The sequence below is a fragment of the Hanstruepera ponticola genome (genome assembly GCF_012931685.1).
Taxonomy (GTDB): Bacteria; Bacteroidota; Bacteroidia; order Flavobacteriales; family Flavobacteriaceae; genus Hanstruepera; species Hanstruepera ponticola.
This window is the reverse complement of sequence record NZ_JABANC010000008.1, coordinates 26,958-44,171: the sequence shown is the minus strand read 5'-3', so window position 1 is coordinate 44,171 and position 17,214 is coordinate 26,958. Positions and strand designations below refer to the sequence as shown.

Annotated in this window: 13 protein-coding genes; 5 read left to right on the top strand and 8 right to left on the bottom strand. The window is 34.1% G+C overall.

Annotation, left to right across the window (positions count from 1 at the left end; genetic code table 11):
• Positions 1–113: 113 nt before the first annotated feature.
• The 4 genes from lpdA to HGK31_RS13765 all read right to left on the bottom strand — a co-directional run bounded on the left by lpdA (position 114) and on the right by HGK31_RS13765 (position 4,463).
• Positions 114–1,514 carry a dihydrolipoyl dehydrogenase gene (gene lpdA, locus HGK31_RS13780; RefSeq protein ID WP_191860828.1) on the bottom strand — a complete coding sequence of 467 codons (1,401 nt, stop codon included), beginning with the start codon at positions 1,512–1,514 and terminating at the stop codon, positions 114–116.
• 172 nt (positions 1,515–1,686) lie between these two features.
• A complete protein-coding gene (locus HGK31_RS13775) occupies positions 1,687–3,291 on the bottom strand; it encodes a S41 family peptidase (RefSeq protein WP_191860826.1) in 1,605 nt (534 codons plus the stop codon).
• 83 nt (positions 3,292–3,374) lie between these two features.
• Entirely contained in the window at positions 3,375–4,001 is a 627-nt protein-coding gene (locus HGK31_RS13770; protein ID WP_191860824.1) for a CPBP family intramembrane glutamic endopeptidase, read from the bottom strand.
• Positions 4,002–4,463, bottom strand: coding sequence for an Lrp/AsnC family transcriptional regulator (locus HGK31_RS13765; protein ID WP_104733954.1), 462 nt, complete (start codon positions 4,461–4,463; stop codon positions 4,002–4,004).
• 164 nt (positions 4,464–4,627) lie between these two features.
• Between HGK31_RS13765 and HGK31_RS13760 the strand changes: the two genes are divergently transcribed.
• Entirely contained in the window at positions 4,628–5,854 is a 1,227-nt protein-coding gene (locus HGK31_RS13760) for an aminotransferase class I/II-fold pyridoxal phosphate-dependent enzyme (protein WP_191860822.1), read from the top strand.
• A gap of 36 nt (positions 5,855–5,890) precedes the next feature.
• Here HGK31_RS13760 and HGK31_RS13755 read toward each other — a convergent pair whose 3' ends face one another.
• The 3 genes from HGK31_RS13755 to HGK31_RS13745 all read right to left on the bottom strand — a co-directional run bounded on the left by HGK31_RS13755 (position 5,891) and on the right by HGK31_RS13745 (position 11,438).
• Complete coding sequence (locus HGK31_RS13755; protein ID WP_191860820.1) at positions 5,891–6,916, bottom strand: metal-dependent hydrolase; 1,026 nt, start codon at positions 6,914–6,916, stop codon at positions 5,891–5,893.
• 46 nt (positions 6,917–6,962) lie between these two features.
• Positions 6,963–9,635, bottom strand: coding sequence for a beta strand repeat-containing protein (locus HGK31_RS13750; RefSeq protein WP_191860818.1), 2,673 nt, complete (start codon positions 9,633–9,635; stop codon positions 6,963–6,965).
• A 243-nt stretch (positions 9,636–9,878) separates the two neighbouring features.
• Positions 9,879–11,438: a LuxR C-terminal-related transcriptional regulator gene (locus tag HGK31_RS13745; protein ID WP_191860816.1), complete on the bottom strand. Its 1,560-nt coding sequence runs from the start codon at positions 11,436–11,438 to the stop codon at positions 9,879–9,881.
• A gap of 161 nt (positions 11,439–11,599) precedes the next feature.
• Between HGK31_RS13745 and nhaC the strand changes: the two genes are divergently transcribed.
• Positions 11,600–13,093: a Na+/H+ antiporter NhaC gene (nhaC, locus tag HGK31_RS13740; protein WP_191860815.1), complete on the top strand. Its 1,494-nt coding sequence runs from the start codon at positions 11,600–11,602 to the stop codon at positions 13,091–13,093.
• Between the two features lie 106 nt (positions 13,094–13,199).
• Entirely contained in the window at positions 13,200–13,838 is a 639-nt protein-coding gene (locus HGK31_RS13735; RefSeq protein WP_191860814.1) for a peroxiredoxin, read from the top strand.
• Between the two features lie 67 nt (positions 13,839–13,905).
• On the opposite strand, the gene katG is transcribed toward HGK31_RS13735, so the two are convergent.
• Positions 13,906–16,134: a catalase/peroxidase HPI gene (gene katG, locus HGK31_RS13730; protein WP_191860812.1), complete on the bottom strand. Its 2,229-nt coding sequence runs from the start codon at positions 16,132–16,134 to the stop codon at positions 13,906–13,908.
• A gap of 167 nt (positions 16,135–16,301) precedes the next feature.
• On the opposite strand from katG, the gene tpx reads away from it, so the two are divergent.
• Both tpx and HGK31_RS13720 read left to right on the top strand, forming a co-directional pair.
• Positions 16,302–16,808 (top strand): thiol peroxidase, encoded by a 507-nt coding sequence (gene tpx / locus HGK31_RS13725; RefSeq protein WP_104733962.1) that lies wholly within the window; start codon positions 16,302–16,304, stop codon positions 16,806–16,808.
• Positions 16,801–17,169: a diacylglycerol kinase family protein gene (locus HGK31_RS13720; RefSeq protein ID WP_104733963.1), complete on the top strand. Its 369-nt coding sequence runs from the start codon at positions 16,801–16,803 to the stop codon at positions 17,167–17,169. Before tpx ends, HGK31_RS13720 begins: the two co-directional genes overlap by 8 nt.
• The last annotated feature ends 45 nt before the right edge of the window (positions 17,170–17,214 follow it).

The following is a 17,214-nucleotide window of genomic DNA, read 5'->3' as shown; positions in this document are numbered from 1 at the left end:
TCAACAACATGCTTTTAAGAATTAAAAATAGTTATAAAGAAAAAAAGCAACCCAATAGGTTGCTTTTCAATATTTTGAGACACTTCGACAAGCTCAGTGTGACAATGCTTTTGTTAAATATGCAATGCTCTATCTTCAGTAGCAGCTAAAGCGGCTTCCTTAATGGCTTCGGTAAATGTAGGGTGTGCATGAGACATTCTGGAAACATCTTCTGCAGATGCTCTGTATTCCATAGCTACTACAGCTTCAGCAATCATATCCGCAGCTCGTGCGCCAATCATGTGAACACCTAAAATTTCATCGGTAGTTTTATCTGCCAATATCTTTACAAAACCATCTAAATCCATGCTGGCTCTACTTCTACCTAAAGCACGCATTGGAAATTGACCAACTTTATAATCCACACCAGCCTCTTTTAATTCTTCTTCTGTTTTACCAACAGCAGCAACTTCTGGCCATGTGTAAACAACACCTGGAATTAAGTTATAATCAATATGTGGTTTTTGTCCTGCTATAGTTTCAGCTACAAAAACACCTTCTTCTTCGGCTTTATGGGCTAGCATGGCACCTTTTATAACATCGCCAATGGCGTAAATATTTGATGCTGATGTTTGTAAATGCTCATTAACCTCAACTTGTCCTCTATCATTTAGCTTCACACCTGCTGCTTCAGCATTTAAGCCATCGGTATATGGACGACGTCCTACAGACACTAAACAGTAGTCTCCTTTTATTTCAACTTCTTCACCTTTCTTGTTATCAGCTTTAACGATAACTTCATCACCTTTTCGCTCAACCGATTTTACTTTGTGAGAAACATTCATGGTGAATTTGGCTTTCTTAAAAACTTTATTCAATTCTTTTGATAAACCAGAATCCATGGTTGGAATGATACGATCCATATATTCTACCACAGTAACTTCAGCACCTAAACGTCTGTAAACTTGTCCTAATTCTAAACCAATAACACCACCACCAATAACGATTAAATGCTTTGGAACTTCTTTAAGTTTTAAAGCTTCTGTTGAGGTTATAATGCGCTCTTTATCAATGTCTATGAATGGTAAATTTGAAGGCTTACTTCCAGTAGCTATAATAATATTTTTAGCTTCAATTTCTTCATCTTTTTCACCTTTAATCGTGATATGAGTATCATCCTTAAAGCTACCTAAACCTTGGTAAACATCAACCTTATTCTTCTTCATTAAAAAATCAATTCCTCCAGTAGTTTGATCTACAACTGACTGCTTACGTGCAATCATTTGCTTTAAATTCACCTTAACTTCACCAGGAATATCAATACCATGCTCTTCAAAATGCTTGACGGCATCTTCGTAATGGTGCGAAGAATCTAAAAGTGCTTTACTTGGAATACAACCTACATTTAGACAGGTTCCGCCTAACGTGGCATATTTCTCAATTAAAGCTGTTTTCATGCCTAATTGCGCACAACGAATAGCCGCAACATATCCTCCAGGTCCCGAGCCAATAATGGCTACATCATATGAATTCATATAAAAATAGTTATCAAGTTGATTAAAAAACGTTCCTGTTTTTACAGGAATGACAATTTACAATGGTGTTTACAAAAAATGTAAACCCTTTTTTGCGAGTACAAAAATACAAATGTTTTATGGGAAGACCATAAGAATTACACGTGAAGATAAGGTTAATTTTAATACTTAATTAATGAGCTTTTCCGCTTCCTGAATAACTCTTATCTTTTTCGATGTCCATTAAAATCCAATCCAATTCAGGATCCACATCATTTATCCTATCCTGTTGTGTAGGAACAATAAACACATCTGGCCTTACACCATAACCATCGGGTTTTGTTTTGTAAGGCGCATCAATATGCATTAATCCAATACGTACTTTTATTAAACTATTTGGCAAGGTATAGTACTTATAAATACCCGCAACGGTACCGTTGTAAGCACCTCCCGTTTCTTCACCTACAAAAACAGCACGATTTGTAGCTTGTAAATTAGTTGATAAAATAGATGACGCTGAAAAAGAGTTTCCATTAATTAGCACATAAACCTTTCCTTGATAGTTGTTTTCTTTGGGCTCCTTTAACTTGCTATACTTAAATTTATAATAGATTTTATCATCAACTTTTTTAGTTTTTAATAGGTTATGCGTGACTATTAGTGGTGATAATAAAATTGAAACAACCTTTAACCCAAACGGACTACCATTTGCCATAGCAAAAGTCATAAATGGCACACGACTATTAACCTCGCTTTCGTTGATAAACTGAAAATCATCTTGAGCTAAATAAGCATATAAATAGGCTATCTCCGAAATACGCCCTCCTCCATTATCTCTTAAATCAATTACTAAATATGGCGTTTTTAAAGAATCGAGCTTCTCAAAACTTTCATCATAATACGTTTTGAATTTTCCATTGGTAAAGCTGCGTATTTTCATGTAAGCGACCTCATTGTCCGAATCCAAGAAACTGAAATTTCTTGTGTATTCCTTCCTTGATGGTATATAGCCTAATTTTTTATTTTGTCGGCGCTTTTCCTTTGCTGCTAACTTTTTGGCGCGTTTTTCTGCTTTAGAAAGTTCAGCAACAACCGTAGTATCTTTTGGCTTATTGATGGAATCTGTCTTTTTGTTTTTGTCAACCAATCGTAATACTTTGGTAAATACTGAATCTTTGAGTTTAAAGGTCATTGGTAAACTATCCAGAAACCCTTTGTCTCTGTAATACATCCTAGTAAATCCTTTACTCATAGCTCTATCATAAAGCGTGGTGTTATAACCATCAGAAGCAATTTGCGTTTTATATTTTTTAATTAAATCATTTGGGTCCTCGTTGCCAATTTTTAAAACTTGACTTCCAATTAATGCAGAATCTTTTCTTGCGCCTTCAACCCAAAGTGTATTATCTAAATATTCAAAATCTAACTTATAAAACTCGAATTCCTTTTTTTGTAATGCTTTGCGTTCTTTCTTGGTAAATTTTTCTTTTGGCGGCACTACTGATATATGACCTTGTCGTACTTCCTTGATTACAGGAGCAATTTTTTCATAAAATTCTTGACTCGTTATTGGTTTCGTTATGGTAGTCTTTAAACTGTCAAATTTAAAATCTAAAACCTCCTTTGAGGTGTATTGATAGAGATGCGGATGATGTTTTTGCAACTGCTTATAAACAGCATCAACATCAGCTTTTAATGATTCAATACTGTGCAAACTAGTAACTTGCTGATTATATTTATCAACTGACTTACAAGAAGCAAATAACAATACTAAAAATATTAAAAAGATGTACCGCATAGGTTTAGTCCAGAAAATTTAGAATACGAATAAACTCTAATTTTATGAATTATTAAAATGCAACATCTTAAAAGTTTAATAAATTACGCTGGAAAGCCTAACATATCACCCATCCCAACTGTAAATAGCCAACAGCCATAAATAGCATGTTCAATACTCACTAAAAATGTAGATTTTGATGTTTTATAGGTGATTGCAAAAAGAATACCACCAATAAAAGTTAATAGTAAAACTAGTGTGTTTCTAAAAAAGATATGCGCCAATGAAAAAACTATAGCATTGATAAAAATTAATATGGCTTCAGATTTGAAAAGCACTTGATAACGCTTGAAGAAAAAAGTCCGATAAATTAATTCTTGTGGATATACTGAAAACAACGTGTAAACAAATAAAATACCCAGCCATAAAAGTGGTTTGTTTATTACAACCGCAAAGAGATTTTCTCTATCTACCAAAAACACATAAGGTATTGTGAGTGTTGTAATTATTAAAAATTTAACAGCCGTTTCTTTTAAAAATTTACTCCAATTTAAATTGGAACGTATGCCAAAATGAAGCTTCTCTATTTTAAGAAGTACAATTACAATGTAAACAAAACCGATTACACCCAATATTATTTTAATTGCAATACAGTAATCAAGCACCAAGGATAATGGAAAAACAATAAACAAAGTAAAAAACTCTGCTAATCTGTAATTTAATGACTGCATTTAAGATACGTTTATAGCTGTGGTGTGTTTAACTTCATTGATAACGAACATACTGTGCGTACTACCAATATGACTAATGGATGTTAACTTATTAACCATAAACTCTCTGAAATCCTCCATGTCTGATACCATCACTTTCAATAAATAATCATAATCACCACTTACATGATAACATTCCAAAACCTCGTCCAAATTGGTTACTTCGCGTTCAAATTTTACAACATAATCTTGAGAATGCTGGACTAATTTTATATGGCAGAATGCTACAAAATTTTTGTCAACTTTTTCCTTATTCAACAAAGCCACATAACGATCAATAACACCTTCACGCTCAAGCTTTCTAATACGCTCGTAAACAGCGGTAACTGATAGATTCAGCTTATTAGATAATTCTTTATTGGTTTGCTTGGAGTCTGCTTGTAAATAACTCAAAAGCTGCAGATCAATAGTATCAAATAACATAAATGAAAAATTTTCGCTTGAATCACAAATTTAAGACATTTTAATTACAATAATTAGCCTATTCATGAAGTATATAGTTTTTTTATCTAATTAATTACACATGTATTGATAATTAATCTAATTATTCGGATTTTTACAACATTATAAACTAAAACATTATCATTATGGCATTCAAACCAGCAAACAACATACAAGATTTACAATATTTTGGAGAATTTGGAGGTGTTAATCCATCCATTTCCGATTCATCAACCTATACGTTTTTATCAGCAAAAACGATGTTTGACACCTTTGAGGGCAATGCTGATGGATGTTATTTATATTCACGTCACTCCTCCCCATCTAATTTGTATTTAGGTGAAGCATTAGCTGCAATGGAGGGTACAGAAACAGCTAATGTTACGGCTTCAGGAATGGGAGCCATTACACCAGTTATTATGCAACTTTGTGACGCTGGCGACCATGTTGTTTCAAGTAGAACAATTTATGGCGGAACTTACGCCTTTCTTAAAAATTTCACACCTCGATTTAATATAGAAACTAGTTTTGTAGATATTACAAAATTAGATGTAGTAGAAGCTGCAATTAAACCAAATACTAAAATTCTTTACTGCGAATCAGTAAGCAACCCTTTGTTAGAAGTTGCAGATATAGCAGGATTAGCAAAATTGGCAAAAAAATACAATCTAAAATTAGTTGTTGACAATACGTTCTCGCCATTATCTATTTCACCAGCTAAATTAGGAGCTGATGTGGTAATACATAGTTTAACAAAATTCATTAATGGTAGCAGTGACACTGTTGCTGGTGTAGTGTGTGGAACTCAAGAATTTATAAACGACTTAAGGAATGTGAACGATGGCGCTTGTATGTTATTAGGCTCCACTATGGACAGTTTGCGTTCTGCTTCGGTTTTAAAAAATTTGAGAACCTTGCATATTAGAATGCAACAGCATAGTCACAATGCAAGCTATTTAGCTAGCAAATTTGAAGCTGATGGCTTGAAAACGGTTTATCCTGGATTAGCATCTCATCCATCGCATGAATTATTTAAAAGTATGATGAATGACAAATATGGTTTTGGTGGCATGCTGACTATTGATGTAGAATCTATTGATAAGGCCAATGCACTAATGGAAATGATGCAACATAAAAATCTTGGTTATTTAGCTGTAAGCCTTGGTTTTTACAAAACTTTATTTTCGGCTCCAGGAAGCTCTACCTCCTCTGAAATACCTGAAGATGAGCAAAAGGAAATGGGATTAAGTGATGGTTTGATTCGTTTTTCAATTGGTTTAGATGCTGATATTGAAAGAACTTATAACGTGATGCGAAGTTGTATGGAAGAACTATCAATTTTGGATAAAAGAAAACAAACAGAATTAGCATAAAAGAATTGAAGTAGCGCTTTATTTAATTATAAGGCGCTATTTTTTTCCTTTCATTCTTTCCCATAACTCCTTTACAGCTTGAGATACATTTTCATCATCTCTCACAAAAGGCTTCATATTCAAAGCGCCATCATCGTGAAAAAGAATAAAACTAAATACTGATGAATTTGGATTGTTCTTATCTGATAACGGATACCGTAAATCATTATATTGATACCTATTGTCGCCAATTCTATAAATACTAAAGTAATCATTACTAAACCAGGCCAGTTTATTGAGTCGTTTAAAATCTTCTGAAGATATATCTCTTACTTTAGGAATTTCAAACCAATCAGAAAAGCGATCACCTTCATCTAACAATGAATAATAACCAACACGATAAGTTGTTTCTGATTCTAATACACCATACCAGAGTATATTATTAAATATGGTTGGTTGTGTAAAATATCTTTGATAGCCGATATTTTCTTCTTTTAATGACGTCTTAAAAACAGAATCAATATATATTTTGTTCCCTAATGTAAAAAGCATGTAAGCCGAACTAATACCAAGTCCGAGTTGTAGCCAGAGTTTTCTAGAAGGATTGTTTCGTTTAAAAAACATCATAACAATTAAACAAAGTAAAAAAGGTACTGTATAAATAGGGTCAACTACTGCTATATTATTAAATGCAACTCGGTAATTACTAAAAGGTGCGAATAATTGCGTGCCATATGGTGTAAAGGCATCTAAAATTGGGTGTGTAAACAATGATAGAAAAAAGAGCCATATCCAATCTTTTACGTTAGTGGTATATTTTCTTTTTCCTGAATCATACATTTTAAAAAATAGCAAACCAAACAGAAAAGCTCCCATAATTGAAAACAAAATAGAATGCATAAAACCTCTATGAAACAGCATAGCATCTATCTCATTTCCATAAAGCCAACTTCCAACAAATACATCTAAATCAGGAATAGTACCACCAATAGAACCAAAAAGCAAGGCCTTGTTGCCAATTTTTTTACCAAGTGCTGCTTCGCCACATGCAGCTCCCAATACAATTTGAGTGAGTGAATCCATATGGATACAAACATACCAACAAAAGGATTAATTAAGATAAAAATCCTTAATCTTTATTCAGGAACCTTTTGATTTCATCAATCTGATGCTGTTGCTTTTCTAATTTTTCTTTTAGCAAATCATTTTCTTTTTTTAATTCTATGATGTACAAATAGGCTTCTTCAATTTTTTCTAGGTTTGTTACTGTCATCTCTCCAACATCTATGGTCATTCTATTATCTTTAACTTCTTGATAAGACTTTACATTAGGAAGATGACCATTTTCTTTTATAAAAGTTTCAACTTCAGCTAGAGTTTTAAACGTATAATCAGTATTCAGTTTAGAATATCCTTGAAAATAGGATTCAAAAACATAATCTGGATAGGTAGTTGTATCCGATTCGAAATTGACGGCTCGAGCCGTTCCATAAACTCGTAAAGGATAACCTCCAGCAAGATCTATCTCTACGCGCTCTTGAGTAGAAGATTTAAAGATGAAACTATCTGTAGCATCCTCATACTCCAATCCCCAGGCAGGAAAAGCTGGTGAATGCGACAACACCATTCTATCTACATTTCCAGCACCTTGAAACATATACATCATAGAGCTTGGTGTACCATTGGTGTTTGGAAATATAATACTGGTTTGATCACTTGTAAAACTAATATCGTCAGCAGCAGTAGCAACATCTAAAGTATTCCCTGTTCGTGACCAATATGAAACGGATGGGTTGTTAACCCAGCTTACATTTCCAATACCATCTGTTTGCATGATTTGTCCGTTTGTACCTCTTGAAGCTGGTAATATATAATTGTTTCCTGTTGTAGTTCCAATTGATACATTTCCTAAAAAGTAACCTGCATAACTTCCTGCTTTTAACACATTGGAATAAACACCATAGTGCGTACCGCCTGCTGAATTTGCAATAGTATTGAAAGACCCGTATTTAGTACCACTTCCACTACCACTTATTTGAGAGTAAACACCATATTTATTACCATTACCATTATTTGAAATAGTTGAATACATCCCATAATGAGACCCTTCACCTTGGCTATAAATCTCATTAAATAAACCATATTGAGGGTTTGAAGCACCATTATTAAAAAAATAATTCTTTACACCATATTGAGGTCCATTTCCTGTTCCAGAAAAATTATTATCTAAGCTTATATGATTACCATTACCTGAATTAGAAATGTTTGCTCTAAAACCTGTTTGATCTCCAGTACCTGTTCCTGATAGCGAGATCACAGAGCCATAGTGGACTCCAGAGCCACTTCCATTTAAAACAATAAATTCTCCCCAATGATTACTATTTCCTGAATTATCAATATAAATATAATCACCTATTTGTAATCCCGTACCTGTACCTTGTAATCGAATCCAATCTCCATAATGTGGACCACTTCCCGTACCAGACAAGACATTGTAAGAGCCATAATGATCACCATTACCGGTATTATTTATATAATTGTAAGCACCTATTTGATTCCCAGTACCAGCACCTTCTAATCGCACCCAGTTTCCATAGTGTGAACCTGATCCTGTTCCGGTCAAGGCACTGTAAGATCCAAAATGATTTGCATTACCACTATTATCTATTTCATTGTAAACACCATATTGTCTTCCTGTCCCAGAGCCGCCTAAAGTATTGTATAATCCATAATGAATTCCAGAACCAACTCCTTCTAAATCAACATACCCTCCATAATGTATAGCATTGCCAGTATTTATGATGTTTACATAGTTGCCATATTGCTCTCCAGTACCAGTACCTTGTAGTCTTGTCCAATTTCCGTAATGCAAACCACTGCCCGTATTATCAATAAAATTAATAGTTCCATACTGAATACCTGTACCTGTTCCAGACAAGAAATTATATGAACCATAATGATTGTCAGATCCTGAATTATTAATTAGATTATAAATTCCGTACTGCCTGCCATTTCCTGATCCTGAAAGAGAATTATAAGTACCATAATGAAAATCATTTCCATTATTAGTTACTCTATTTCTTACGCCATATTGCTCTCCAGAACCTGAACCACTAATTAGATTATCAACACCATAATGATTACCACTTCCACTATTGTTTATTGCAGTTCTAACACCAACTTGTGTTCCATTTCCTGTACCTTGCAGTTGAGCATATAAACCTCCATGTTCACCTGCACCTCCTCCGTTCAAACCTGTATTTATACCATATTGCCTTCCGTTTCCTGAATTTGTGATTAAAGAATATATACCTGTTCTATTTGAATCATCAATACCGCCTAAAGATAGATAAGTACCAATATTCGCATCATTATCAAGAATGTCTAACGGATAGTCTGCTGTATTTTTACCAATGGCTAAATGGCCCATTGTAAATAGATCATCATTAATATCATCTGGTGCTGTTGTGGTACCCTCTTCATAGAAATCATGGTCGTCTCCTTGACTTTGTTGAATAGGCGTCCATTGCGTTCCGTTAAAGAAGTAAAACCCAACACCATTTCCGCCTGTGGTACCAGCGTTTGTATTCCAAACTAACAAACCGGTTGCAGGTGAAGCAACTGGCGCTGTTGTATTTGTAACATCGGTTAAATTAACTCTGGGAACAAGTACTCCTTTGTCTGAAGCCGTAATATCTAAAATTGATGAAGCATCAGGATTAGTCGTCCCTATTCCAACTTGAGCCACAATATTGATAGTAAAACAGTAATAACAGAATAGAAATAGGACTTTGAATTTCATTTTAGTTGGTTTATGATAATGACCATGCTCAAAATTGCAATTTTATTATATAAACACACCTAACCCTATGGGTTAGTTTTAAAAACATAAATGCCAACTAATTGTTTTTAAGATATTTAACGTAGTAGCCAATGAAGTATTATAAAAATTTCATTCCCTATTAACTAACTATTTAGCTTGTTTATTTTTTAATAATTGATGAGTAGATTAGACCGGAAATTAATAAAAAAATGAGTAGATTAATTATATGGATTTAAGCATATACTTGAATGCTTCTTTTCTATTGTTAACACCTAACTTGCTGTAGGCATTTCTTAAATGAAATTTGATAGTACTCACCGACACAAATAATTCACCTGCAATCTCTGAATTTGTTTTCCCTGCTATACAAAGTTTAAGTGCTTCAAACTCTCTGTCTGTTAAAGGTGTTTCCAGTTTTTGGTTCAATTCTTGCATTTTTAAATCAACCGATAATTCAGCTGGACTACTATGCAATTCTATAAATCGCTTTTGAAGAGCCTCTACCTGTAATGACTGTGCAATACGCTCTGCTTTTTCTTTTTTATGCTTCGAAACGAAAAATATGATAATTATTAAAATAACTGCAAAACCGCTAACGGCAATTATTAATTGTTTATTTCTAGCCTTTTCCAAATAGGCTTTATTTAGTTGACTTTCAAAAGTTAATTTTTGTATTTCTTTTTCTTTTTTTGCCGTTTCATATTGAGTTTCAAGAGCAGCAACTCGTGCTTTCACTTCAACACTACTTAAAGAATCAGCTAACTTAATATAAGCGTTTCTAAAGTTTAATGCTTCATTTGGTTTTCCTTTTTTCAAAGCTATTTGATATAATAAATCATAGGCTTGCTGTTCACTATTTGAAAAACCATTTTTTTTGGCAACAAACAGGGCTTTTTGGGCATAATCTGTAGCCTTATTAAGCATATCCTGTTCCAGTTTCACGCTAGACATAGCGAGTAATGTGGTAATGTATTCTTCTTGTTCACCGAGAGTTTTGGCATATTTGTGAGCTTCTTGATAATGAACAAAAGCACTATCTAAATTTTGTTTTTTCTTAAACACCTTACCCAAATTACTTTCAGCATATACAAGCATAGTTGCATTATTTAGATTCTTGAAAAAAGTCCGGGCTTTATTTAGGTGTTCTATACCATTATCCAATTGGTTCATATCATTATAAACCATTGCAAGCCGTAAATGATTGAGTGCAATATCGGTTGTGTCATTTATAGTTTGAGAGAGTGTTAAGCATTTTTTAGTGGTTTCCAACGCTTTGTCCATTTGTCCTAACTGATAGTAAACACCACCTAAATTACCATAGGTTTTACTCAACACATCATTAAGCCGCTTATCATTTTTCCCTTCAGCTAGTCTCATCACTTCTTGATAAGCAGATAAAGAAGATTCATATTCTGCCTTACCCATGTAAACCAATCCACGAGTATTATTGATCATTGCCAATAAAAAATTAGATGGAATTTGATTGGCTATTTTTTCAGATTTATCTAAAAAATAAAAGGATGAATCGGCATGGTTAATTTGACCATAAGCAATACCCAAATTCAAATAAAAATGCCCTTTTAACGAGTCATTTACTTGCTCGACAACGACTTGATGTTTCAGTAAATCTTGAATACCTTCTCTAGGGTTTTCTGTAGTCATAAACTGTTCTATGGCATCACTTACTTTGCGCTCGCTTGTTTGACAATACATGACAGCTGGAAAAATTAAAGCAATAAATAACTTGATACTATTGTTTGAAGTTTTTAGCTTATAAATCATTGTTAATTATGGTTTTAACTCTCAATGTTTAAATATACCAAAATGATTTAACTGAAATGTCTTAAAACAAAAGATTTAAAACTAGCCTTTCCATTTTTGCATAGATTCGCATAAAATTGTAACATTACAAATCAAAAAAACAAACTAACTACAATAAATAAATGGAAAGCCAAGATATAAAACCCAGACAACCACAAGACGAAAATATTGTAACAAACAAAGAATTGAATATATGGGAAGCATTAATTCCTGTTTTGGCATTGGTTGGAATGCTTGCCTTTAACGTATTGATCTATGGTGATGATGCTGTGAGCGGCAGTAATCAATTTATATTACTATTGGGAGCAGCAGTAGCTGCAATTGTTGGGTTTTATAATAAAGTTACTTTTAACCAAATGCTTGATGAAGTTGCCGAAAATGTTAAATCGACGACTGGTGCCATATTAATACTTTTGATGGTAGGCGCCTTGGCAGGAACATGGTTAATAAGTGGTATAATTCCCGCAATGATATATTATGGTTTGCAAATCTTAAATCCAACAATATTTTTAGCAGCTTGTGTTATAATATGTGCTATAATATCAATAGCTACTGGTAGCTCTTGGACAACTTCTGCAACGGTTGGTATAGCGCTAATTGGTATTGGAGAAGCTCTTGGAGTTTCTTTAGGAATGACAGCAGGAGCCGTATTGTCTGGGGCTTATTTTGGGGATAAAATGTCTCCGTTAAGTGATACCACAAATTTAGCTCCTGCCATGGCTGGAGCAGAATTGTTTGACCATATAAAATATATGGCACTTACAACAGTTCCTACAATCACAATTACACTTATAGTTTTTATCTTTTTAGGGTTTATGCAAGATTCATCTGGTGTTACCGACACATCTTTATTACTTAATGATATTAACAACACTTTTAACATTAATGGTTGGCTGTTTTTAGTTCCAGTAGCAGTTATTATATTAATTATAAAAAAAACACCACCATTAATTGCGCTTCTTGTAGGAACACTTTTAGGTGGGATTTTCGCATTAATATTCCAGCCCAACATTGTTGCCCAAATCACTGGAGCTGACTCATTAACTTTAACATCAGCTTACAAAGGCATAATGAATGCTATTACAGTAAAAACTACAATTATTACAGAAAATGAAACTCTACAAGAGTTATTTTCGGCATCTGGCAAAGGCATGTATGGAATGTTAACCACTATCTGGCTTATCATTTGCGCTATGGTTTTTGGCGGTGTTATGGATGCTATTGGTGCGCTATCACGAATTAGCGCTGCTTTATTAAGTTTAGCATCATCTACCTTTGGTTTATTTGCTAGTACTGTTGCCAGCTGTTTAGCTTTAAACGTAACAGCTTCCGATCAATATCTAGCAATTGTAGTTCCTGGAAAAATGTTTAAGAAAGCTTATGAAGAAAAAGGTCTAGCACCAGAAAATTTAAGTAGAACATTGGAAGATTCAGGAACAGTAACTTCAGTACTTGTGCCTTGGAATACTTGTGGAGCATATCAAAGCGGTGTTCTTGGCGTTCCAGTTATCGATTATTTCTTCTTCGCTATATTCAACTGGTTAAGCCCGTTTATGACTTTGTTATTTGCCGCTTTCAATATTAAAATAAAGCAGTTAAGAGGTAAATTGGCATAAACTATCGCTTTATAAATTTTTAAAATATTAATGCATGGTTAAGGTATGAGTAATATGTATCTTTGCAGCTGAAAATTAATTTTTAACACAAAAAGTAAATTAAAAAATGGCTGTATTAGTAGGAAAAAAAGCACCTCAATTTAATGCACAAGCAGTGGTCAATGGTGGCGAATTTGTTTCAGATTTTTCATTAGAACAATTCATTGGAAAAAAGCACGTCGTATTATTCTTTTACCCAAAAGATTTTACGTTTGTTTGTCCAACTGAACTACATGCGTTTCAAGAAAAATTAGCAGAATTTGAATCTAAAAATACTGCTGTAGTGGGTGTTTCAACAGATACTGAACAATCACATTGGGGTTGGTTACAATTAGATAAAAATAATGGAGGTATTAAAGGTGTAAAATATCCTTTAGTAGCAGATACCAATAAAACTATTTCTAAAAACTATGATGTTTTAGCTGGTGATTATTTTTATGATGAAAATGATATGTTACAAGCTGATGGTGAATTAATCGCTTACAGAGGTTTATTCCTAATTGACAAAGAAGGTATTGTACGTCATCAAATTGTTAACGATCTACCATTAGGTAGAAATGTTGATGAAGCGTTACGTATGGTTGATGCTCTACAATTCGTAGAAGAAAATGGTGAGGTTTGCCCAGCTAACTGGAATAAAGGAAAAACTGGTATGCAAGCAACTCACGAAGGTGTTGCAGAATTTTTAGAAAAGCACGTTAACTAAATTATTGATTAGTTCAATAAATAAAAAAGTCTGCTCAATGGAGCAGACTTTTTTATTACTCTACTTTCTATTTTAAATCAAAGCGATCTAAATTCATCACTTTGGTCCATGCAGCTATAAAGTCCTTAACAAATTTTTCTTGCCCATCACTAGCACCATAAACTTCACAAACTGCTCTTAGTTCCGTGTTTGATCCAAAAATCAAATCGGCTCTAGTTCCTGAAAATTTCATAGCACCAGTCTTACGGTCGCGACCAATAAATTCTTTTTCTTCAGAATTTACAGCCTTCCAAGTGATTGAAAAGTCTAATAGGTTTGTAAAAAAATCATTAGTTAAACTACCAACGGCATCTGTAAAAACACCATGTTTAGAACCGTCATAATTAGCTCCTAAAACACGTAACCCACCAACAAGCACAGTCATTTCAGGGATGGAAAGTGTAAGCAAATTGGCTCTATCAACAAGTAAATCTTCTGCTGCAACTTTCAAATCCGATCGCATATAATTTCTAAATCCATCTGCTAGGGGCTCTAAATAACCAAATGATTCTAAATCTGTTTGTTCTTGAGAAGCATCACCTCTACCTTGCTCAAAAGGAACAGTGACCTCAAATCCAGCATTTTTTGCTGCTTGTTCAACACCTAAATTCCCACCTAACACAATTAAGTCTGCAATAGATACAGAGCCATCAAACGCGTCTTGAATATTTTCATAAACCTGAAGTACTTGTTTCAGTTCAGCTGGGTTATTAACTTCCCAATTTCGCATGGGCTCCAAACGAATTCGTCCACCATTGGCACCACCTCTCATATCCGATCCTCTGTAAGTTGATGCCGAAGCCCATGCAGTTCTTACGAGTTGAGAAACTGTCAATTCAGAAGATGCAATCAAACGTTTTAAGGTCGCTATATCTGAATCATTTAGTTTATAATCAACTTTTGGAATTGGATCCTGCCATAATAATTCTTCTTTCGGAACTTCTGGCCCCAAATATCGATCAATAGGACCCATATCCCTATGAGTTAATTTGTACCAAGCACGAGCAAAAGCATCTTCAAAAGCCTTGTGATCTTTATGAAAGCGTTTTGATATTTCTAAATACGTTGGATCCATTTTAAGAGCCATATCAGCCGTTGACATCATTAATGCTTGCTTACCATTTGGATCACCTGCTTTGGGAGCCATTCTAGCGTTTGATTCTGCCGTTGGTGTCCATTGATGTGCTCCAGCTGGACTTTTGGTTAATTCCCAATCATAATTTAAGAGCACGTCAAAATAATCATGATCCCACTGAATAGGATTTGGTGTCCAGGCGCCTTCAAGACCACTCGTAATAGTGTCATCCAAAACGCCGGTTCCAAAAGTATTCTTCCAACCTGTACTCATTTCTTCAATAGTCGCGCCATGAGGTTCAACACCAACATATTTATCAGGGTCAGCAGCTCCATGTGCTTTACCAAAGGTATGACCACCAGCAACTAAAGCAACCGTTTCTTCATCATTCATTGCCATTCGACCAAATGTTATTTTTATATCATGTGCTGATTTTAAAGGGTCAGGATTTCCATTTGGACCTTCTGGATTAACGTAAATCAATCCCATATGAACAGCTCCTAAATGACCTTCCAGATCACCATCACTAGTATCATAACGTTCGTCATTTCCAAGCCACTGATTTTCAGAACCCCAATATATATCTTCTTCAGGTTGCCAAACATCTTCACGTCCGCCAGCAAAACCAAACGTTTTTAACCCCATAGATTCTATGGCACAATTACCTGCTAAAATCATTAAATCTGCCCAAGATATTTTGTTTCCATATTTCTTTTTTACAGGCCATAATAATAATCTCGCTTTATCCAAATTCCCATTATCAGGCCAACTATTTAAAGGTGCAAAACGTTGAGATCCAGAAGCAGCTCCTCCTCTTCCATCACCTACCCTATAGGTTCCAGCACTGTGCCAAGCCATACGAATCATAAAAGGGCCATAGTGTCCATAATCAGCTGGCCACCAATCCTGTGAATCAGTCATTAAATCTATTACATCTTGTTTAAGTTCATCATAATTTATACTATTGAATGCTTCAGCATAATTAAATTCAGCACCTAAAGGGTTTGACTTAACATCATTTTGACGTAGAATATTTAATTTCAATTCATTGGGCCACCAATCTCTATTTCGTGTACCTCCACCAGCACCTTTTTTTTGTGTACCACTAGCAAAAGGACACTTACTAGCACTAGACTCATTGATATCCCAAACATTGCCGTTTTGATTATTGTTACTTTCCATGTTGTTATTTACTTTAAATTATTTTTTTAAAATTACCATTTTAAACACCATCATCAAAATTGATTGTACCTATATTTAAATAGAAAATGCTTATTTAATTAAAAGTGTATAAATTATTAAAAGGTAAGTAAAATCAGTATTTTTACTTATTCATTAAAAAAGATATTATGGCAAATATAACTTTGGGTGGAACACCCGTTGAAACTTTAGGTTCTTTACCAAAAATTGGAGAAAAAGCCCCAAGTTTTAAATTAACTGTTAGTGATTTATCAACACAAGAATTATCTGATTTTGAAGGACACAAGGTTGTTCTAAACATATTCCCAAGTGTAGATACTGGTACATGTGCACAATCTGTGCGAACTTTTAATAAAGAAGCATCAGAATTAAATAACACAAAAGTGTTGTGTATTTCAAGAGATCTACCCTTTGCTCAAGCACGTTTTTGTGGTGCAGAAGGCATTGAGAACCTTGTCATGTTATCAGATTTTAAAACTGGCAGTTTTGGTAAGGATTATAATTTAGAATTTAAAAATGGAGCTTTTGAAGGACTTCACTCTCGTTGTGTAATTGTTTTGGATGAAAATGGCACAATTAAATATACTGAACAAGTCCAGGAAACTGCTGATGAACCAAATTACAAGGCTGCTTTGGAGGCGCTTTTAGATGAATAAAAAGGAACCCTTTCTTGTCAACCGAATTAAAAGCATTCGCTACGCTTTTAAAGGCGCATGGATTTTAATAACCACAGAAAAGAGTATTAAAATCCAAATTGTTATAAGTCTTTTAATGACTGTAGCTGGATTTTATTTTGAACTTTCATTGACTGAATGGGCCATCCAATGTTTAACCATAGGTGCTATTTTGGCTATTGAAGGAATCAATACTGTTATTGAGGAAATCGCAGATTTTATTCACCCTGATTATCACCCCAAAATAGGTTTGATAAAAGACATTTCAGCAGGTGCAGTTTTTATTATAGCAATCACAGCAGTTACGGTTGGTATGATAATATATTTTCCAAAGATTTTTTAAATACTATTTGCTTTAGGATAAACGTTTGTAATTTGTATTTTTGAA